Source organism: Citrobacter sp. Cpo090 (assembly GCF_030332665.1).
Lineage (GTDB): Bacteria > Pseudomonadota > Gammaproteobacteria > Enterobacterales > Enterobacteriaceae > Citrobacter > Citrobacter portucalensis.
Genome location: NZ_JAOWHK010000036.1, coordinates 196494 through 217547, shown reverse-complemented (window position 1 = coordinate 217547; position 21054 = coordinate 196494). Strand labels below are relative to the sequence as shown.

General features: G+C 53.3%; 21 protein-coding genes. 8 read left to right on the top strand and 13 right to left on the bottom strand.

Going from position 1 to position 21054, the window contains the following annotated elements:
• Positions 1-160: 160 nt before the first annotated feature.
• The gene (locus OGY83_RS21030; RefSeq protein WP_003825923.1) at positions 161-400 is read left to right on the top strand and encodes a SymE family type I addiction module toxin; all 240 of its coding nucleotides are present in this window, start codon (positions 161-163) and stop codon (positions 398-400) included.
• A 56-nt stretch (positions 401-456) separates the two neighbouring features.
• Here the strand turns inward: OGY83_RS21030 and hycI are convergent, their stop codons facing one another.
• The 9 genes from hycI to hycA form a co-directional block, all read right to left on the bottom strand.
• Complete coding sequence (gene hycI / locus OGY83_RS21025; RefSeq protein ID WP_286636837.1) at positions 457-927, bottom strand: hydrogenase maturation peptidase HycI; 471 nt, start codon at positions 925-927, stop codon at positions 457-459.
• Entirely contained in the window at positions 920-1330 is a 411-nt protein-coding gene (locus OGY83_RS21020; RefSeq protein ID WP_003037385.1) for a formate hydrogenlyase maturation HycH family protein, read from the bottom strand. The genes hycI and OGY83_RS21020 overlap by 8 nt, the downstream gene beginning before the upstream one ends.
• Complete coding sequence (hycG, locus tag OGY83_RS21015; protein ID WP_003037388.1) at positions 1327-2094, bottom strand: formate hydrogenlyase subunit HycG; 768 nt, start codon at positions 2092-2094, stop codon at positions 1327-1329. The genes OGY83_RS21020 and hycG overlap by 4 nt, the downstream gene beginning before the upstream one ends.
• Positions 2094-2636, bottom strand: coding sequence for a formate hydrogenlyase complex iron-sulfur subunit (locus OGY83_RS21010; RefSeq protein ID WP_032944742.1), 543 nt, complete (start codon positions 2634-2636; stop codon positions 2094-2096). Before OGY83_RS21010 ends, hycG begins: the two co-directional genes overlap by 1 nt.
• Before the next feature lie 9 nt (positions 2637-2645).
• The gene (hycE, locus tag OGY83_RS21005) at positions 2646-4355 is read right to left on the bottom strand and encodes a formate hydrogenlyase subunit HycE (protein ID WP_003037393.1); all 1710 of its coding nucleotides are present in this window, start codon (positions 4353-4355) and stop codon (positions 2646-2648) included.
• A gap of 17 nt (positions 4356-4372) precedes the next feature.
• Positions 4373-5296, bottom strand: a complete 924-nt coding sequence (locus OGY83_RS21000; protein ID WP_003825914.1) for a respiratory chain complex I subunit 1 family protein — start codon at positions 5294-5296, stop codon at positions 4373-4375.
• Between the two features lie 2 nt (positions 5297-5298).
• Positions 5299-7125 (bottom strand): formate hydrogenlyase subunit 3, encoded by a 1827-nt coding sequence (hycC, locus tag OGY83_RS20995; RefSeq protein WP_286636836.1) that lies wholly within the window; start codon positions 7123-7125, stop codon positions 5299-5301.
• A complete protein-coding gene (gene hycB, locus OGY83_RS20990; protein ID WP_005130602.1) occupies positions 7122-7733 on the bottom strand; it encodes a formate hydrogenlyase subunit HycB in 612 nt (203 codons plus the stop codon). The genes hycC and hycB overlap by 4 nt, the downstream gene beginning before the upstream one ends.
• Positions 7734-7876: 143 nt before the next feature.
• Positions 7877-8335 (bottom strand): formate hydrogenlyase regulator HycA, encoded by a 459-nt coding sequence (gene hycA, locus OGY83_RS20985; RefSeq protein ID WP_008785633.1) that lies wholly within the window; start codon positions 8333-8335, stop codon positions 7877-7879.
• 198 nt (positions 8336-8533) lie between these two features.
• Here hycA and hypA point away from each other — a divergent pair, with 198 nt between their 5' ends.
• The 6 genes from hypA (at position 8534) to flhA (ending at position 14572) form a co-directional block, all read left to right on the top strand.
• A complete protein-coding gene (gene hypA / locus OGY83_RS20980) occupies positions 8534-8905 on the top strand; it encodes a hydrogenase maturation nickel metallochaperone HypA (RefSeq protein ID WP_003037406.1) in 372 nt (123 codons plus the stop codon).
• A gap of 103 nt (positions 8906-9008) precedes the next feature.
• The gene (gene hypB, locus OGY83_RS20975) at positions 9009-9881 is read left to right on the top strand and encodes a hydrogenase nickel incorporation protein HypB (protein WP_286636835.1); all 873 of its coding nucleotides are present in this window, start codon (positions 9009-9011) and stop codon (positions 9879-9881) included.
• Entirely contained in the window at positions 9872-10144 is a 273-nt protein-coding gene (gene hypC / locus OGY83_RS20970) for a hydrogenase 3 maturation protein HypC (RefSeq protein ID WP_003037411.1), read from the top strand. The genes hypB and hypC overlap by 10 nt, the downstream gene beginning before the upstream one ends.
• Positions 10145-11266 carry a hydrogenase formation protein HypD gene (gene hypD / locus OGY83_RS20965; RefSeq protein ID WP_038633106.1) on the top strand — a complete coding sequence of 374 codons (1122 nt, stop codon included), beginning with the start codon at positions 10145-10147 and terminating at the stop codon, positions 11264-11266.
• Positions 11263-12273 carry a hydrogenase expression/formation protein HypE gene (hypE, locus tag OGY83_RS20960; RefSeq protein ID WP_048225272.1) on the top strand — a complete coding sequence of 337 codons (1011 nt, stop codon included), beginning with the start codon at positions 11263-11265 and terminating at the stop codon, positions 12271-12273. Before hypD ends, hypE begins: the two co-directional genes overlap by 4 nt.
• A gap of 220 nt (positions 12274-12493) precedes the next feature.
• Positions 12494-14572, top strand: coding sequence for a formate hydrogenlyase transcriptional activator FlhA (gene flhA / locus OGY83_RS20955; RefSeq protein ID WP_032944751.1), 2079 nt, complete (start codon positions 12494-12496; stop codon positions 14570-14572).
• Between the two features lie 104 nt (positions 14573-14676).
• Here flhA and OGY83_RS20950 read toward each other — a convergent pair whose 3' ends face one another.
• The 3 genes from OGY83_RS20950 to dcuC form a co-directional block, all read right to left on the bottom strand.
• Entirely contained in the window at positions 14677-15021 is a 345-nt protein-coding gene (locus OGY83_RS20950) for a nitrous oxide-stimulated promoter family protein (RefSeq protein WP_003825888.1), read from the bottom strand.
• A gap of 86 nt (positions 15022-15107) precedes the next feature.
• A complete protein-coding gene (locus OGY83_RS20945) occupies positions 15108-16802 on the bottom strand; it encodes an NAD-dependent malic enzyme (RefSeq protein WP_123268075.1) in 1695 nt (564 codons plus the stop codon).
• A 51-nt stretch (positions 16803-16853) separates the two neighbouring features.
• Positions 16854-18221, bottom strand: coding sequence for a C4-dicarboxylate transporter DcuC (gene dcuC, locus OGY83_RS20940; protein WP_003825883.1), 1368 nt, complete (start codon positions 18219-18221; stop codon positions 16854-16856).
• A gap of 353 nt (positions 18222-18574) precedes the next feature.
• On the opposite strand from dcuC, the gene OGY83_RS20935 reads away from it, so the two are divergent.
• Complete coding sequence (locus OGY83_RS20935) at positions 18575-19468, top strand: MurR/RpiR family transcriptional regulator (protein WP_079938758.1); 894 nt, start codon at positions 18575-18577, stop codon at positions 19466-19468.
• A gap of 46 nt (positions 19469-19514) precedes the next feature.
• Here OGY83_RS20935 and OGY83_RS20930 read toward each other — a convergent pair whose 3' ends face one another.
• Positions 19515-20885, bottom strand: a complete 1371-nt coding sequence (locus OGY83_RS20930) for a class-II fumarase/aspartase family protein (protein ID WP_286636834.1) — start codon at positions 20883-20885, stop codon at positions 19515-19517.
• Positions 20886-21054: the final 169 nt, after the last annotated feature.

Genomic DNA, 21054 nt, shown 5'->3' with positions numbered 1-21054 from the left:
AGGGGGTTACAGCCTTCCGGCAGAAGTACATATTTTCATTTCATTTATTACATTCCAGATTTGGAATCGTCCTTCCAGTTTCAGGTTTGCCCTCCCCCTTTTTTACTGGCATTTTATTCAGTAGTTTTTAATCCTGGCCGTTCACCACAAGGAAGCGTGCATGTTTGATAAAAAGGGCAAAACAGCAGTGGCAATCACCAAACCGGTACGTCGCCTGAAAGTCAGCTATGTCAGAAAACGCCATGAAGATCCAAAAACGGGTTACACGCGACGAATTAGTCGTCACGCCTCGCTCACGCTGAACGGCGACTGGCTGGAACAAGCTGGATTTCCGACCGGAACGGCAGTGAATGTATCAGTGATGCAGGGGAAATTAATTATTGAGCAGGCAATTGACTGACGAGGATACACTGGGAAAACAGGCCGGATGTCGTTCACATCCGGCACTGATACGGTTTACTCTTCTGGCGCTTCCAGCTCGGAGAATCCACCGTGTCCTTCCCAACCGGCTAATCGCTGATAGACGGTATCAACCGCGTCTTTGATCGGCTGTGTCATCGGGTAGTAAAAACCGACGATGTCCGGCTGAATACCAAGGAAAATCACCTCACCAACGTCCTCTTTCAACTGCTCGACCAGGTAGTTCAGCGGCATGTTATGGGTGGTCATCATGAACATCTCGGCAATATCATCGGGATCGATAATGCGGATTTCGCCTGGATTCAGCCCCATATCGGTGGCATCAACAATCAACAAACGCTGCGGACGCAGTTCGCGGATGGCGACAATATCGTTCTCCGGCGCGCTACCGCCATCGATGACAACCCAGTTGCCTTGAGGATTTGCAGCACACATTTCAGCCAGCAGCGGGCCCGCGCCGTCATCGCCCATCATGCTGTTACCCACACATAATAAAACGTCAGTCACGGTGTCTCCTCACCATCAGATAGATGGCGCTTTCCTGGTGTATGTCGTGCAGCATGCTAAGCATCAGTTTGCTCCACTCCTGCTGCTGCGGGGTCTGCACGGCACGCGCATCATCGAACGCGCGCGCCAGCATTTGCACATGGTTGAAATCGATAACGATCTCGCCGTATTTCGGCACGCCTTCCATTTTCCGGCGGGCTTCGCTTCCCTCAGCAAGGGTAGCAATCCATGCCAGATATTCGTCCCATGGGCAAGTTAACGCCGCTTCCAGGCAATCGATGATCCCAAGGTGGTGACCAATCGCCAGGCTGTAATAGACAACCTGCTGCGCCTCAGCGGGCGTCGCATCGTTCTCATCAATAAACTTACGGCTCAGTTGACTGAACACCACCGTTTCACTCATCGGATACGCGCCTCTTCGACAACATGATTAAGATGCGTGACGATCTCGGTCAGACGCGGATCGTTTTCCGCTTCCAGCCAGCGCGCCACCTGATGCTCGCCCTGCCCTAACTGCGTCATATAGTCATCAGCAATCTGGCGACCGTAGCGGTATCCCGCCAGACGGCGAGCCTCGCGATCCACCTTCACACGCAGCGGCTGAACCATATCCGGATGCAGAATTTCCGCCGGCTGTTCGTCCAGTTCACCCGGTGCACGCGCGTGAATTTTTTGTTCCAGCAGACCCAGCGCCATGGCAAAACCGTACAGCGTTGCCGCAGGCGTCGGCGGACAGCCTGGAATATACACGTCCACCGGTACGATTTTGTCCGTACCGCCCCATACGCAGTATAAGTCGTGGAAGATACCGCCGCTGTTACCGCAGGCACCGTAAGAGATACAAATTTTCGGATCTGGCGCAGACTGCCAGGCGCGCAGAGCCGGAGAGCGCATGGCACGAGTTACCGCGCCGGTAAACAGCAGAATATCCGCATGGCGCGGTGACGGTACGACTTTGATGCCAAAACGTTCGGCATCAAACAGCGGAGAAAGCGTTGCAAAGATTTCGATTTCGCAGCCGTTGCAGCCGCCGCAGTCCACGCGGTAAACGTACGCTGAACGCTTGATGCTTTTCAGCAGCGACGCTTTCATGCTGGCAATGGATTCATCCACCGTCATCGGTACCGGAATACCGTTGGCGTCACGTGGGCCTAATAAATTGCTCATCAGCTGGCCTCTTTCATATGGCGAGTCAGTTCAATACGGTCAGACGGCACCAGACATTTCTGGCGCTTACAGTCCGGGCAGGTCTCAAAGCTTTCACGGTGATTTTCCGCGCGGGTATCACCGTTGTGCTTAAGCAGCGCAATGGCGTAATCAATCTCTTTCTGCACCGCAAAAGGACGGTTACATACGCGGCAATTACACAGCGCAAAGCGGGACTGCTGCAGGAAATCGTCTTTCTTCCACACCGCCAGCTCATACTCCTGCGACAGCTTGATCGCCGCTGTCGGGCAGACTTCTTCGCAGCGGGCGCAGAAGATGCAGCGACCGAGGTTGAACTGCCACGCCAGCTCATTGGTGACCAGATCGGTTTCCACCGTCAACGCGTTCGACGGGCACGCATTCACACAGGCCGCGCAGCCGATGCACTGCTGCGGATTATGTTCCGGTTTGCCACGGAAGTTTTTATCGACCGCAATCGGCTCCAGCGGATACGACGACGTCGGCGCCCCGGTTTTGATGACTTTTTTGATAAAGGTAAACATGGCGATTCCTTATTTCAGCGGCGAGTTTTTACGCTCGATGCTGTAGCGCTCAAGTTCTTTGTACGGCACGACTTTGCTCTTCTTCTTACGCACATCGACCACGGTCATACGGTCAGTACAGGAGTAGCAAGGATCGAGGCTACCGATAATCAGCGGGGCATCGGAAACGGTATTGCCACGCAGCATGTAGCGCAGCGTCGGCCAGTTGGCGTAGGTCGCCGCACGGCAGCGCCAGCGATACAGTTTCTGGTTGTCGCCGGTCATGCTCCAGTGGATGTCATCTCCACGCGGCGCTTCAGCAAAGCCCAGTGCGAAACGGTGAGGAATATAGGTAAAGCCTTCCACCATCAGCGGGCCGCCCGGCAGGTTATCCAGACCAAAGTCGATCATATTCAGCGCGGTGTAGACTTCATTGATACGGACTTTCAGACGAGAAATAACATCGCAGCCCTGCTCGCTGTGAACTTCCATCGGCAGCAGACCATAACCGACAAACGGGTGATCGGCGCGGGTGTCACGCGCGTGGCCGCTGGCGCGAACCATCGGGCCGACGTTACTGAAGTCACGGGCAATTTCTGGATCCAGACGACCAATACCAACGGTACGCTGTTCCATGTTCGGGGTGCTGAGCAGCATATCGACCAGTTCCTGCACGTCACGACGCATCTGCTGCGCCAGTTGACGGGTCTGGATCATATCTTCTTTCAGCAGGTCACGACGAATACCGCCGATCAGGTTCAGACCGTAAGTTTTACGTGCCCCGGTGAGGATCTCCGCCATCTTCATCGACGTTTCACGTACGCGGAAGAACTGCATAAAGCCGGAATCAAAACCGGTGAAGTGACAGGCCAGGCCGAGGTTCAGCAGGTGCGAGTGCAGACGCTCAACTTCCAGCAGAATGGCGCGGATCATCTGCGCACGTTCCGGCACCACGATGCCCATCGCATTCTCAACGGAGGTGGTATAAGCGGTGCTGTGCGCAAAGCCGCAGATGCCGCACACGCGATCCGACAGGAACGTTACTTCGTTGTAACCCATACGGGTTTCCGCCAGTTTCTCCATGCCGCGGTGGACATAGAACAGACGGTAGTCGGCGTCGATGATGTTCTCGCCGTCAACGAACAGGCGGAAGTGACCGGGTTCATCGGAGGTGACGTGCAACGGGCCAATCGGCACCACGTTGTTTTTCTTGTCGCCCAGTTCGTTGATGAACTCGTAGGTTTCAGCATCGGTAGTCGGCGCCGGGCGCTGACGATAATCCATGCTGTCTTTACGCAGCGGATAGAGTTCGTCCGGCCAGTCATCCGGCAGTACCAGACGACGTTCATCCGGTAAACCAACCGGGATCAAACCGTACATATCGCGCACTTCACGCTCGCCCCACACCGCTGCTGGAACGCGAGGTGTGACGGACGGGAACTCCAGCTTATTGGCATCGACTTCAACGCGGACGGTTATCCAGCACTTGGTGCCCTGCTCCATCGACATCACGTAATAAACGGCGTAATGCCCACACAGCTGACGTTCGTCGTTACCAAACAGCACGGATAACCAGCCGCCCTGTTTGTAGTACAGGAACTCAACCACTTCCGGCAGGTAGTTCACCTTGACGGTGATCGTCAGCTGATCTTTGGTCTGCCAGGCTTCATCCAGCACCACGCCTGGGAAGGCCTGGTGCAGCGCAGCGAGATATTGTTGACCTAATTTTTCTTCAGACATGCTCAAACTCTCTTAAATCACGCCACCAGCAAGGAGACGAACGCTAAAAACGCAAACCCAAAACCGGCCCAGGTCACGCGTGAAGTGGCGCAAAAACGCAGACGCGCCATGCTGTTTTCGAACAGGGCGATGACCAGCACGCCGAGGACCAGCTTGACGACGGCAATCACCAGCGCCAGCAGCAGTCCACCGGCGGTGAAGGTTTCCATCTGTCCCCACGGCAGAAACACGCCAACGAACATTTGCAGAACGACCAGCTGTTTGAGGCTAATGCCCCACTTCAGCACGGCAAAACCGCTGCCGCTGTATTCAGTCAATGGACCTTCCTGCAGCTCCTGCTCTGCTTCCGCCAGATCGAATGGCAGTTTGCCCATTTCGATAAAGGTGGCAAAAGCACAGGCACACAGTGCCAGAATCAGCGGGATGCTGCGCGCAGCAGGCCAGTGGTAAATGGTATCGGCGATATTGCTGATATGGGTTGAACCCGCAACCTGTGCTGCTACCCACAGCCCCAGCAGCAGGATAGGTTCAACCAGCACGCCGAGCATCGCTTCACGGCTGGCGCCAATGGCGGTAAACGGGCTACCGGTATCCAGTCCCGCGATAGAGAAGAAGAAGCGGGCGATGGCGAACAGGTAAATTAAGGTGATCAGATCGCCCAGTTGTGGCAGCGGCGAGCCAACGGTCACTACCGGTAACGCAGTGGCGATAGTCAGCATCACGCCCACCATCACAAACGGCGTCAGGCGGAAAACCCAGCTGGAATCCGCAGGCGCAATGCTCTGACGACCCAGCAGTTTGATAATGTCGCGGTATTCCTGCAAAACGCCCGGACCGCGGCGATTGTGCAAACGCGCACGCGCCACGCGGGTAACACCGGACAGCAGCGGCGCAACGGCAAACAGCACCAGCGCCTGAATTAACGGATATAAAACACTCATTCTCAGGCTCCTCGTGAAACCACAATCACCACCAGCACCGCCAGCTCAATCAGCGCCAGGCGACGGAACAGCACCGGTGCAGCCGCATTCTGCCAGCCCGGAACCAGTGATACCGGGTTCAGCCATTTACGCAGTTTGAGTACTGGGGCAAAGGCTTCTTTCACCGGCATGGCAAAACCGTGCGCGGTAATCACCATTGACTGCTCGTGATCGTAACCACACACCCACGCCGCACCGCGTGAACGCGACGGCAGACGGTTGCCTTTGAAAATGGCCATGATGATGAACGGTAGCAGCGGACACGCGATCAGCAGCAGCGTGATCATTGGCTGAGAAACGGTGGTGTTCGCGGTTTCCAACGGCAGCGGAACGGCAGAGGAGATCATTGGCAGCAGCCACGGCGCAGCAACGCCGCCAATCACGCAGCAGATAGCCAGCGCGACGACGCTCACCCCCATCAGGATTGGCGCGCAGCAGGCATTTTCAGCTTCCTTCGTGCGCGGTGCGCCAAGGAACGTAACGCCATAAACTTTCGCCATACACATCACTGCCAGCGCGCCGGTAATTGCCAGCCCTACCGCCAGCAACGGCCCTAACAGGCTACCGACAAATACGCCGCTATTGCCGAGCTTAAAGAAGGATTGGTAGATAACCCACTCACCGGCAAAACCGTTCAGCGGCGGCAGTGCGGCCATCGCCATCAGTCCAACCAGCATCGCCAGAGAGATAACCGGCATACGTTTACCGATACCGCCCAGTTTTTCGATATCACGATGACCGGTACGGAACCAGATACTGCCAGCACCCAGGAACAGAACGCTTTTGAACAGGCTGTGGTTTACCAGGTGGTACAGACCGCCGGTCAAACCCAGCGCGATCAGCGCAGGTTGATTCAGGGATATTCCGGTCACGCCAGCGCCCAGCCCCAGCAAAATAATGCCGATGTTTTCCAGCGTGTGGTACGCCAGCAGGCGCTGGATATTGTGTTCCATCAGCGCATACAGACCGCCAACAAACGCGGTGATCATGCCCAGCACCAGCAGCGTAATCCCCCACCACAGCGGCGCGTTACCGCCCAGCAACGACAGGGAGAGAATACCCAGCAGACCAACCTTCATGACGACGGTAGAGAACAGCGTCGCAGCCGGTGCGCTGGCATTGGCGTGTGCCTGTGGCACCCAACCGTGCAGCGGAATGATCCCGGCAAGCAGGCCAAAACCCGCCACGCCCAACAGCCAGATGTCAGAGCCAAGCGGCAATTCCTGAGTACGCAGGTCAAGCAGACGCAACTCCAGGGTGCCGTAACGCTGCCACACCAGATAGCAGGCAATAGCCAGCAGCAGCGTACCAATACGTCCCAGCGCAAACCACAGCTTGCCCTCTTTACTGCATCCGGTGAGGAACACGGCACACAGCGCCATGATTTCAGCCATCACCACCAGCGTACCGAGGTTGCTGGCAACCACTGCACATACCGCCGCGGCCATCAGCAGATTCACCAGCAGGCCGTTAGCTTTCACCTGCGGATGACGATGCCAGTCAATGTTGTACAGGCTGACAAACAGGCCACACAGGCCCAGCGTAATCAGCCAGATAGCGTTCAGCGGCGTCACTTGCAGACTGTGGCCGATAAACGGCATCACGCCGCTAATCGCCAGCGCATTAGTCAGAACGGTAAAACCAGCGGCTGCCGTACACAGGCTGCCGACTGCACCGCCAACCCCAGCAATCCAGCCGCTCAGCGATTTATGAAATGAAAACAGAAATGCCAGAACCGCAGCGGCTGTAAACCAGGCCACGCCGCTGTTAATCAGTGAAATTGCGCTCATTTTGCATCTCCACTCTGAGCCTGCTGAAACAAGGTGAGATCGCCGAAATCGGTATTGAAAGTCAGCTCACGCTTACGTTTGCTGGCGCGGGCGATATCCATGTTGCTCACCAGGTGCAGGGCTTTGGTCGGACACATGCGCACGCAGGCCGGACCTTGCTCGTCAAAACTACACAGATCGCATTTCACCGCGATAGCACGAACGCCGGGAACCCAGTCCAGTAGTGTGCTTACGCGAGCAGGCGCTGGCGGAGCCGGGGGGGCTTTTGGCGTATTGGCATTTGCCGGAATGTGTAGCGGACGGCTACCGGAAAACTCTATCGCGCCAAACGGACAAGCGATCCCGCACAGTTTGCAGCTTACGCACAGGCTTTCGTTCAGCTGTACGGCACCGTCAACACGGTTAATGGCATTAACCGGACATACGGTGGCGCAAGGCGCATCTTCACACTGGTGGCAAAGCTGCGGTGCGGATTCTTTTTCATTTAACATCACTTTCAGGCGCGGCATTGACTGCAGGCCATGCTGGCGATGTGTCTCTGAGCAGGCGGCTTCACAGGTGTGGCAGCCAATACAAAGAGTGGAGTCAGCAATTACAAAACGATTCACCAGGCATTCCTCAGGTGATAGTCATTTTTGACGAAAACATGTCTACCAAATGTCATTTCGACATTTTTCGACATGCCCATTCCCTAAAACGTCGTGACGCAATATGTATGCAGCATCATGACAAAGTGGGCAGCACCCGAGGCTTAAGCCGGGCTATGTCCCTCAACCAGCTGGCTTAAATTCACCGGCATATTGTTCTCAACCGCGGTGTACAGGCTGTCGTAAACGGTGGCGATTTTTTCGAGATAGTGCTCCAGCACCTGCTCGCGATCGCGGTTGCTAATACGCTCATCGACCTTACCGTCGATAGTCAATTCAGCCTGTGCAATCAGTTGCTTATCATCACCGTCTTTCGTTTCAACGTAGTATTCGATGGTATGGCTGTTGAAGCCGTCCGCCAGCGTGACGTAAATAGTGAAGTGTTCAAAAAGGACGAAGCAGAGATCCTTGTCCGGTGCGCAGCTCATCGCATGATGCAAACGCGCTTTTGACAGGGTGATCCCCTGAACCAGCGAGTTGCAGTAAATACGCCACTGGTCCTGTAGGCGACGATGCCGTTCAGCGATGTAATCGGCTTTTTCGCTTATTTCCCAAATAGTCATGTCAGGTTACCCGTTTAGCAGAGATGAACAGCCTTAAGCACATTTCATGCCAAAATTAAATTACTTAATTTTCATATAGATAAAAAATCAAAGGCAGGTGACGACATGTCATTTCGTCATCGTCGTCATTGTCACGAATGAAAAAATTCAACCTGGCATGCTTATTGCTTTTAATACGGCAACTTCACAGGAGGCGGTATGCACGAAATAACCCTCTGCCAACGGGCACTGGAATTGATTGAACAACAGGCCACGCAACACGGTGCTCAGCGAGTAACTGGGGTCTGGCTCAAAATTGGCGCATTTTCTTGCGTAGAAACCAGCGCTCTCTCCTTTTGTTTTGATCTGGTATGCCGCGGGACCCTTGCAGAAGGTTGTAAACTCCACCTCGAAGAACAAGAAGCCGAATGTTGGTGCGAATCTTGTCAGCAATACGTCACGTTACTGACGCAACGCGTGCGCCGATGTCCGCAATGCAACAGCGATATGCTGAGAATTGTGGCCGATGACGGCTTACAGATTCGACGTATTGAAATAGATCAGACTCCAGCGCCGGATGGTGACGCTTAAGCGTCTTATCCAGCCTACAGAAACAGCTCGTTTGTAGGCCGGATAAGGCAACGCAGCCATCCGGCAACAGATGTATCGCAAGTAAAAAGATCAGGAGTGAGCGATGTGTACGACATGTGGTTGCGCAGAAGGCAACCTATATATAGAGGGTGATGAGCATAATCCCCACTCGGCGTTTCGCAGCGCGCCATTTGCCCCGGCGGCTCGTCCGGCGCTGAATATTACCGGTGTGAAGACCTCAAATTTCACACCGAGCCAGACCGAAGAAGGCGATTTGCACTACGGTCACGGTGAGGCAGGAACCCACGCACCAGGTATGAGCCAACGCCGTATGCTGGAAGTGGAAATTGACGTACTGGACAAAAACAACCGCCTCGCCGAGCGCAACCGTGCCCGCTTTGCGGCCCGTCAGCATCTGGTGCTGAATCTTGTTTCAAGCCCGGGCTCCGGTAAAACTACGCTGCTGACCGAAACGCTGATGAAGCTGAAAGATAGCGTGCCGTGCGCCGTTATTGAAGGTGACCAGCAGACGGTGAACGATGCCGCCCGTATTCGCGCCACAGGCACCCCCGCCATCCAGGTGAACACCGGTAAAGGTTGCCACCTTGACGCGCAAATGATCGCTGACGCCGCGCCGCGTTTGCCGCTTGATGACAACGGTATTCTGTTTATTGAAAACGTCGGTAACCTGGTCTGCCCGGCCAGCTTCGACCTCGGCGAGCGCCATAAAGTGGCGGTGCTTTCAGTAACCGAAGGTGAAGACAAACCGCTGAAATACCCGCATATGTTTGCCGCCGCATCGCTGATGCTGCTCAACAAAGTGGATCTGCTGCCGTACCTCAATTTTGACGTTGAAAAATGCATCGCCAGCGCCCGGGAAGTGAACCCAGGAATTGAGATTATCCTGATTTCTGCCACCAGTGGTGAAGGGATGGATCAATGGCTCTCCTGGCTGGAGATGCAGCGATGTGCATAGGTGTTCCGGGTCAAATCCGCACCATTGATGGCAACCAGGCCAAAGTCGACGTTTGCGGTATTCAGCGCGATGTCGACCTGACGCTGGTCGGTAGCTGTGATGAACATGGTCAACCGCGCCTCGGCCAGTGGGTACTGGTCCACGTCGGTTTTGCCATGAGCATCATTAATGAAGCTGAAGCGCGCGATACGCTCGACGCGCTGCAAAACATGTTTGACGTTGAGCCGGATGTCGGCGCGTTGCTGTACGGCGAGGAAAAATAAATGCGTTTTGTTGACGAATACCGCGCACCAGAGCAGGTGATGCAGTTGATAGAGCACCTGCGTGAACGCGCAGCACTCCTCCCCTACACGGCGGAACGTCCGCTGCGCATCATGGAAGTTTGTGGTGGTCATACCCACGCTATCTTCAAATTCGGCCTCGACCAGTTGTTACCGGAAAACGTGGAATTTATTCATGGTCCGGGTTGCCCGGTTTGCGTTCTGCCGATGGGTAGAATCGACAGCTGTGTAGAAATCGCCAGCCATCCAGAAGTGATTTTCTGCACCTTTGGCGATGCGATGCGCGTCCCGGGTAAGCAAGGCTCCCTGCTGCAAGCCAAGGCGCGCGGTGCGGATATCCGCATTGTCTATTCACCGATGGATGCACTGAAACTGGCGCAGGAAAACCCAACGCGTAAGGTGGTGTTCTTTGGTCTGGGTTTTGAAACCACAATGCCAACGACCGCTATCACCCTGCAACAGGCAAAGCAGCGTGACGTGCAGAACTTTTACTTTTTCTGCCAGCACATCACGCTTATCCCTACGCTGCGAAGCCTGCTGGAACAGCCGGACAACGGTATCGACGCCTTTTTAGCGCCGGGCCACGTCAGCATGGTAATTGGCACCGACGCCTATAACTTCATTGCTTCAGATTTCCATCGTCCGTTAGTGGTCGCCGGTTTTGAACCGCTCGATTTGCTGCAGGGCGTGGTGATGTTAATTGAGCAGAAAATTGCAGCCCAAAGCCAGGTAGAAAACCAGTACCGCCGCGTGGTACCGGATGCCGGTAACGCGTTAGCGCAACAGGCCATTGCCGAGGTGTTCTGCGTCAATGGCGACAGCGAATGGCGCGGTCTGGGCGTTATCGAATCCTCTGGCGTTCACCTGACGCCGGACTATCAGCGCTTTGATGCCGAAGCACATTTCCAGCCAGCGCCGCAGCAGGTGTATGACGATCCGCGCGCGCGTTGTGGGGAAGTGCTGACGGGCAGATGTAAACCACATCAGTGCCCGTTATTTGGCAAAACGTGTAACCCGGAGACCGCGTTTGGCGCCCTGATGGTCTCCTCAGAAGGCGCATGTGCCGCCTGGTACCAGTATCGTCAGCAGGAGTGTGAAGCATGAGCAGCGTACAACTCGCCCACGGTAGCGGCGGTCAGGCTATGCAGCAGTTGATCAACAGTCTGTTTATGGAAGCTTTCGCGAATCCGTGGCTGGCGGAACAAGAAGATCAGGCGCGTCTGGAACTGGCACAACTGGTGGCAGAAGGCGACCGTCTGGCGTTTTCAACCGACAGCTACGTTATCGATCCGTTGTTCTTCCCCGGCGGCAATATCGGCAAGCTGGCCATCTGTGGTACGGCTAACGATGTGGCGGTCAGCGGGGCAATTCCGCGCTACCTCTCCTGCGGTTTTATCCTCGAAGAGGGTCTGCCGATGGAAACGCTGAAAACCGTTGTTAACAGCATGGCGGCAACCGCGCGCGAAGCAGGCATCGCCATCGTGACCGGCGATACCAAAGTCGTGCAGCGTGGTGCTGCAGACAAGCTGTTCATTAACACTGCCGGAATGGGGGCTATTCCCGCCAACATTCACTGGGGCGCACAGACTCTCGGCGTGGGTGATGTGCTGCTGGTCAGCGGTTCGCTTGGCGATCACGGCGCAACCATCCTTAACCTACGCGAGCAATTGGGTCTTGATGGTGAACTGGTCAGCGACTGTGCGGTATTAACGCCGCTTATCCAGACGCTGCGTGATATTCCTGGCGTGAAGGCGCTGCGTGATGCTACTCGCGGCGGTGTGAATGCGGTAACGCATGAATTTGCTGCTTCATGCGGATTTGGTATTGAGCTGTCTGAAGCAGCCCTGCCCGTGAAGCCAGCGGTGCGTGGCGTTTGCGAGCTGCTGGGTCTGGATGCGCTCAACTTTGCTAACGAAGGCAAACTGGTGATTGCCGTTGAACGCCAGGCCGCTGAAACCGTACTTGCCGCGCTGCGCGCGCATCCGTTAGGCTGCGATGCCGCAATGATTGGTGAAGTGGTCGAACGCAAAGGTGTTCGTCTTGCCGGACTCTACGGCGTGAAACGAACCCTCGATTTACCACACGCCGAACCATTACCTCGTATATGCTAGCAGCCGGTTGGCAGCATGCTGTAGCCGGATAAGACGCATTTGCGTCGATATCCGGCGTTAATGCTGCATTATCGCCTGATACCGCTTTGCTGATTGGGCCAACAGATTGTATATCCAGGCTAATTCAGTGGCAGGCCATCCGGCAATAATTTACGACTTATACCTATAATTCATTTACCGTTTTCGCACCGTTCTGCGGTGCTTTCCCTGGAAAAGCAATATGTCGTATACACCGATGAGTGACCTCGGACAGCAAGGCCTGTTCGATATTACTCGTACATTATTACAGCAGCCCGATCTCCCGTCTCTTAGTGAGGCGCTTTCGCAGCTGGTCAAGCGTTCAGCGCTCGCCGACTGCGCGGCTATTGTCTTATGGCAGGCACAAACGCAACGTGCGCGTTATTTTGCAACGCGTGAAAATGGTAAACCCATCGATTATGAAGACGAAACGGTGCTGGCACATGGTCCGGTACGCCGTATTTTGTCTCGCCCCGATGCGTTGCACTGCAACTATCATGAGTTCACGGAAACCTGGCCACAGTTGGCTTCAGGTGGACTGTATTCTGAATTTGGCCACTACTGCCTGCTGCCGCTGGCGGCAGATGGGCGCATCTTTGGCGGTTGCGAATTCATCCGTAACGAAGATCGTCCGTGGAGTGAAAAAGAATATAACCGTCTACAGACCTTCACTCAGATAGTCGGCGTCGTTGCTGAACAAATTCAAAGCAGAGTCAGCAACAACGTCGATTACGATCTGCTGTGTCGTGAGCGTGACAACTTTCGTATCCTGGTCGCCATCACCAATGCCGTGCTCTCCCGGCTGGATATTGATGAGCTGGTCAGCGAAGTCGCCAAAGAGATCCACCACTACTTCGACATCGATGCCATCAGTATCGTGTTACGCAGCGATCGCAAAAATAAACTCAGTATCTATTCCACTCACTATCTGGATGAACATCATCCGGCACACGAACAGAGTGAAGTGGACGAAGCGGGCACGCTCTCTGAACGGGTCTTCAAAAGCAAAGAGATGCTGCTGATTAACCTGAGCGAGCGTGACATCCTTGCCCCTTACGAACGCATGCTGTTCGAAACCTGGGGCAACCAGTTACAAACCCTGTGCCTGCTACCGTTGATGTCCGGCAATACAATGCTCGGCGTACTCAAGCTGGCACAGTGCGAAGAGAAAGTGTTCACTACCGCCAACCTCAAGCTATTGCGCCAAATCGCCGAGCGTGTGGCAATTGCCGTGGATAACGCGCTTGCCTACCAGGAGATTCACCGCCTGAAGGAACGTCTGGTCGATGAAAACCTGGCGTTGACTGAACAACTCAACAACGTAGAGAGTGAGTTCGGTGAAATCATCGGTCGCAGCGAAGCGATGTACAGCGTACTCAAGCAGGTCGAAATGGTGGCGCAAAGCGACAGCACCGTCTTGATTCTGGGTGAGACCGGAACAGGTAAAGAGCTGATCGCACGGGCTATTCACAACCTGAGCGGACGTAACGCCCGTCGGATGGTGAAAATGAACTGCGCGGCAATGCCTGCCGGATTACTGGAAAGCGATCTTTTCGGTCATGAGCGTGGCGCATTTACCGGTGCCAGCACGCAGCGGATTGGTCGTTTCGAGCTGGCAGATAAAAGTTCGCTGTTCCTCGATGAAGTTGGCGATATGCCGCTGGAGCTTCAGCCTAAGCTACTGCGCGTACTGCAAGAGCAGGAGTTTGAACGCCTGGGCAGTAATAAGCTGATCCAGACCGACGTGCGCCTGATCGCCGCTACCAACCGCGATCTGAAGAAGATGGTTGCCGATCGCGAATTTCGTAACGATCTGTACTACCGGCTGAACGTCTTCCCGATCCATCTGCCGCCGCTGCGTGAGCGCCCGGAAGATATTCCGCTGCTGGTAAAAGCCTTCACCTTTAAAATTGCTCGTCGGATGGGACGCAATATCGACAGTATTCCTGCCGAGGCTCTGCGCACGCTGAGCTGTATGGAATGGCCGGGTAACGTGCGTGAGCTGGAAAACGTGGTAGAACGTGCGGTTCTGCTCACCCGGGGCAACGTACTGCAACTGTCCCTTCCGGATATTGCCCCTTTGACGCCGTCTACGCCTCCGGTGGCAACCGAAGTCGCGCAGGACGGCGAAGATGAATACCAGTTGATTATGCGCGTATTGAAAGAAACCAACGGTGTGGTTGCCGGTCCCAAAGGCGCGGCACAAAGGCTGGGGCTGAAACGTACAACGTTACTCTCACGCATGAAGCGATTGGGTATTGATAAGGATGCGCTGGTTTAACGGTTCGCCCGATGGCGCTTTGCTTATCGGGCCTACCCACTGGTGCGTTTGTATTTGTAGGCCGGATAAGGCGCAGCCGCCATCCGGCAGCAAAGAATTGCTACTTACTTCTTCCGCTGGTACTTTTCGGGTAACTCCGGCACCGGACGTTTGTCATCAATCAGGTGACGTACGGTCAGGATCGGGTGACGCCAGAGCATTCTCGGCCCAGCCCAACGCATGATTTGCTTCATCTCTTCGCGTTTAGCCGGCTGATAACAGTGTACCGGGCACTGTTTACAGGCCGGTTTTTCCTCACCAAACACGCACTTGTCCAGACGCTTTTGCGCATAGGCAAACAACGCATCGTAATGCCCCGGTTCGTCTGAAGCCTGCGGGCACTGGCTCTCATAGAGCGAAATCATTCTCTGGATCGTCATTTTTTCACGTGCAATACGTTTGCCGGACATGATGCCTCCATAGTTAAGTTGCATAAATAATACACCTTAATCATGAAGGCAACCAAGACCCGAGTACCGCTTACTCGTCACAACGGCTAAATTGCCCTGCGTTTATAAGGACGGTAGTGCGGTAACCAAAAGTTATCTTTGATGCTTTGCAACAGCGCGTCGTCGCTCATCTTCTCTGCCACGCCCGACTGCTGTGCCGCCTTACCCACCTCAAAGGCAATGCTGCGGGTCACCTCGCAGATTGTCCCAATCTCCGGCAACAGAGCGCCTTCCCCGTTACGCACCAACGGGGAAGCATCGGCCAGCGCACGGCTTGCCGCCATCAGCATAGCCTCTGTTACGCGTGTCGCGCCGCTGGCGATAGCCCCCAGACCGATGGCCGGGAAAACATACACGTTATTGCACTGCGCCACCGGAATGGAGCGTCCATTAAATTCAATCACACCGCAGGGACTGCCGGTCGCGATGATGGCCTGCCCCTCGGTCCAGCGAATGATATCTTCTGGTCGCGCTTCCATTCTCGAAGTGGGATTCGACAACGGCATAACGATCGGGCGCTCGCAGTATTGGTACATCGTGCTAATGACCTCCTGCGAGAACAATCCAGCCTGACCCGACACCCCCAGCATCACCGTGGGTTTGGCATTGTGGATCACCTCCAATAATGACGGTGCCAGCCCCTCATACTGCCAATCAGATACGGCCTCGGGAGACTGCGCCAGCGGCTGCTGGAAATCAGCTAAAGCATTATTGGTGGTCATCACCAGACCGTCGCGATCCACCATAAAAATGGTCCGTCTGGCTTCGGCCTCGCTCATTCCTTCACTGATACGGCAGGCAATAATATGCCGGGCGATCCCACATCCTGCAGCCCCCGCCCCCACAATCACGATTGATTGCTGACGGAAGTCACGACCGCTGCCCCGGCAGGCAGCAACCAGAGTCGCCAGAGCCACCGACGCCGTGCCCTGAATATCATCGTTAAAACAGCACAGCTCATCGCGATAACGGTCCAGCAGCGGCACCGCGGTATGCTGGGCAAAATCTTCAAACTGCAGCAGAACGTTAGGCCAGCGCCGTTTTACGGCAGCAATAAACATTCCAATAAATGCGAAATAGTCTTCACCAGTTATGCGCGGATGACGCCAGCCGATATAGCGCGGATCGTCCAGCAGTCGCGCATTATTCGTGCCGACATCCAGTAAAATAGGTAGCGTATTCGCCGGATTTACCCCGCCACAGACGGTATAGAGAGAAAGTTTCCCGATAGGAATCCCCATACCGCCAACGCCCTGGTCGCCCAGCCCCAGAATGCGCTCACCATCGGTGACGACGATGACCTTGATATCGTGCCGCGGAATATCATGCAAAATATCGTCAATACGATCGCGATCGGGCCAGGAGATAAAGACACCGCGTGCACGACGATAAATCCACGAGAATTTTTCACAGGCGGCCCCGACTACCGGGGTATAAACGATAGGCAGCATCTCTGGAAGGTGCTTTTTCAACAGGTAATAAAATAACGTTTCGTTAGTATCCTGGATATTACGCAGGTAAATATGTCGAGCGTTGTGGGATTCAGCCTCAAGATATTGTTGATACGCCCGTTCGGCTTGTTCATCAATATTCTCAATGGCGCAAGGCAGTAGCCCACTCAGGTTAAAGTCATGCCTTTCTTGCTGCGTGAAGCTGCTTCCCTTGTTTAATAACGGAGATTCAAGCAGTAACTTCCCCGTAAACGGGACGTATAAAACATCGTTTGTCACGTTGCCATCCATAAATTACAACCAGATAAAAAATAAGAGCCTGCATTAGCAGGCTCTCGGGATTCAAATCAGGACATAGTTGGCAACCAGCATCGCCGCGATACCGGCCAGCGCTGGAAGCAGCGTTCTTCTGACGATCATAAACGGTGAACATTCTCCTGCTTTACTCACCGCAATAATGATTCCAGCCACTGGGGACATTGAGCGCCCCATTCCCGCCATTAACTGCATAGGCAGGATCATATTGACGGCGCTCTCACCAAATTTTGCCGCAATGGAGGGGGCCAGGCCGGAGAAGGAGAAAAAGGCGGCAACGCCAGAGCCCGTCAGGACGGCGGTTACGCCCACCAACGCGGTCATCACCAGGGTCATGCTGGTAAAGCCCAGTCCTGCGTTTTGCACAGACTGTAACAGGTAGTCCACCGCGCCAATTTTCTGCAGCCCCTGGGCATAGATATCCGCACACACCAGCAAGGAAACGATGCTGGTAAACATGCTACCCATTCCTTTGAAAAAGACCTGTATCCCTTTGCAGCAGCTTTTGAAATCTCGGGTAGCCACCAGTTCAAAGAAAAATGCGACGACAGCGCCAAGGATCATCGCCGTGACCACGTCTATTTTGATGGACTTGATAACCAAAGGGCTAAAGACCAGCACCAGTACGACAGGCAGGACGGGTAACAGCGCGTAAATAGCGGGTACCTTTCGGCCTTCTTCTTCCGCTTGCGCCACGCTTTGCGCCCCCGGTACGAAGCCATCTTTTTTGTCGAAATACTTCGCGGTAAAGTAAATCACCACTGCCACGGCCAGCATCACCACCACCGCCACCGGCATCTGGTAATGGGCAAAGTAGATAGCGCTTTCCATGCCAGCATGTTTAGCCGCCAGATTCGCCGTACCTACCGCGGGCCCTAGATCCATAAACGCGCACAGACCAATCATCGCGGCCGCAGAGGCTTTACTGACCCCCAGACGAACCAGAACCGGGAAGAATGTCACCAGCAGCAACATCGCCAGTCCCGCCGCACTTGAAATTGCCACATGCAGAAGCTGTGCGCAGATATACCCCAGTGCGAGGATCAGATAAGGCGCTTTAATTACCTGCAGCGGACGAATGCACATATTGACCATCGCATTCGACGCTTTAATGTGATCCATATAGCTGGCAAATCCACCCGCAGCCATGATGATAAGACCAATACCAGCAATTTGTGTGGTAAGCGATTCTTTTGCAAAGCTAAAGATATCCAACCAGGTTGACCCAGTGGATTTCGCTTTATCATAGAGAATACTGTTTTCAGGATAAAACAGTACGGTAATGGTCAATAATGCCAGTCCAGCGAGTAATAAAACAGTTTGCGGCTGATAATTTTTCACAATTAACCATGCAGCAATAACTGTTATCACTATTGCTATAATAAACGCCGTCATAATAACAATTCCTATGCCATACAAATCTGGTAGGGTTACCCGTCATATCATCATAGCTTATGTAGGATTGTAAAAAACCACACCCATATATAAGCAGCAATAATATGTCCGTAAATTTATCGTATTACATACTCAAATATTGAGATTTAATTGTAATGGGTTGTGTGGTTGTAAAATACGGGAAAGGTGTTTTCCCACCCCTTTTTGTGAGTAAGATCGCAACTCATCTGAATATAGTCGCACCTTCCAAAGAAGGCTGGATACGGGTTTCCAACATATTCATTCTATGATTGACGTCGAAAGCGTATTACCCTATAACAACGTTGATATACAACAGCCATCGGGTGTTATCCATGTACAAAAAAAACACATTAAGTCTGGATGAGTATAACTCACTTACTCTTAATATGGGTGATCTGACTGAATCTGAGTGTCGACTTAATGAGTATATTAATAAACACTTCAATGAACTTCCCTATCATGGCATTGTTGACCTCTCACAAAACGCGATGGTAAGTAAAGCAACCATTGGCCGATTTTTAAATAAAATTGGGTTTACGGGTTATGCTGCTTTCCGCAAAGCATTAGACATTACTCTGTCAAAAAATAAAATATCTGCACCTTTTGAGAAAAACATCAAACTACGTAACAATCCTTGCATCACAACTGAAACTATCGTTACTGATTTCACCCATAAAGTATCAGAATTATTTAATCAATTTAAAAATAATATCGATATTGAAAGTCTTAATGCGTTTATCGATCTGGTACTGAACAATCAGCGTCATATTTATGTCGTCGGCCCTTCATCTTCTCATGCAATGGCGACGCATTTTTGTACACTGCTAAAGTACTTTCGCAGTGACATCACACTGTTACCGACGGACATCAGCGAACTCCCCAAATGTCTCATCAATATTGAGGAAGAGGATGTCCTGATTGTGTTCTCATACTATCGATTTAATCGGGTTGCCCTCAATATTGCAAAGTGGTTCAGAAAAAAGAATGCCGTCGTGGTACTGGTTACCAACTCAGAAGCGAACCCTTACGGTAAATTCTGCGATCTGCAGTTTGTTCTTCCCAGCGACGTACAGTCCATTTTTCAAAGCCGTATACTCGGCTTCTTTTTTATCGAACTCATATTACATCTGGCTTATGAGAAGGGAGATAACGAGGGGAATTTTGCACAACTGGAGGAATTATTTGTCTTTTTCGAAACGTTTTCTGCATCAGCACACAACACTTAGCACCGCCAGCCGCCAGGAGAGTTACCCCTCCCGGCAGCAAGACAAATCAGGCAATCTCTACCGTTTTCACGCGATCGAACTCAGCTAAAGTTTCAGCGATTAGCGCGTCGTTAGCCCCGATATATGACAGCGGCTCGCAGGCGGCGGTAATTTCCTCTACAGACAATGATGCGCGGATTTCCGGGCTAGCCTGCACGATCTCCATGAAGCTGTGCTCTCCAGTTGCATGCTTTAGCAGGTTTTTCACTAAGTTATAGGCGGACTCTCTGCCGATTTTGGCGGCAAGTTTCATCGTCAGTGATTCCGACATAATAAAGTGCTTCGAGCAATCGAAATTAGCACGCATCTTCTCTTCATTAATGATGAGATGCGAAAGCAGATTCTTTGCGCGTGTCAGGCTGGTCGATAAAGCATTTGAGGCCTCCGGGAGGATTGTCCAGTTTAATACCCTCATTGAGGCGGCTCGCACATCCTGTTGATCCAGCATTGCTGGGGCGCCAGACGCATACATCCATCCCATCCTTGCCAGCGTTTGCATCATGTTACTGGCGCGCGGATTAACCTTATGCGGCATCGTGCTCGACCCTCCACCACCTTCTCCCTCAAGCACTTCAGCAATCGGCGTGCGTCCCATTGTTTCGACATCGTTGGCCAGACGACACAGCGTGCCGTGAACAAGGGCAAAAAACTGCACAACTTCAACAACCGCATCCTGGCTGGCATTATTAATGCCGCAGGGTACGTTCAGACCCAGTGCCAACATCAGTCGTTCACGCGTTTCCATTCCCTGCTCGCCTACGGAGGCCAAATTACCTACCGCACCGCCAAAGAGCCCGGTTACAGCTCGCGGGTACAGCTGCTGAAGTCTTATCAGATGGCGGTTAATCTCTGCCAGATAACTGCAAACATGCAACCCCCATGTTGTCGCAGAGGCATCCACCGAATTGGTGCGTGCAACCATCACCGTTCGGGTATGACGTATTGCCATCGCTTTCATCACTTCGCCAACATCGAGCAATTGCTCGCGCAGCAGCTGCAACGTTTGTTGCTGTCTCATCGCCATGCCAGAGTCCAGCAGGTCCTGGGTAGTACATCCCCAGTGCAGATACTGACTTACTAACGGTGTACCGCAAGCAGAGATCTGATCGATCAGCGGTTTTATCGCCATACCAACCGTCTGTGTTTCCTGTGCAAGGGCTGGCCAATCTATCCGTATTTCCCTGCACGTTTTTTCAATTTCGACGGCGGCTTGCGTAGGGATAATCCCCAGCTCACCTTGCACGCGAGCGACTGTTGCCTCAAATCGCAACCAACATCGCAGCAGATTGTCGTCAGACCATATTTCCCGCATCCGACCTTGGGTGAACAATGAAGAATAAAGATCAGAATCAAATACCGTTGTTTGCTTACCGAACATACAGCGCCTCTCCGGCCAATGAATGCGTCATAATCGAAAATGTGATTAATCAATTTTGCAGGATCTGTTTTCCAGATTATAGGGGAAAATAGTATTCCCACCCAAAAAACGGCCATGAGAATACAACATTCCCATTTTCAGTTTTTTCACCAAGAAGAAGTGCGATGTA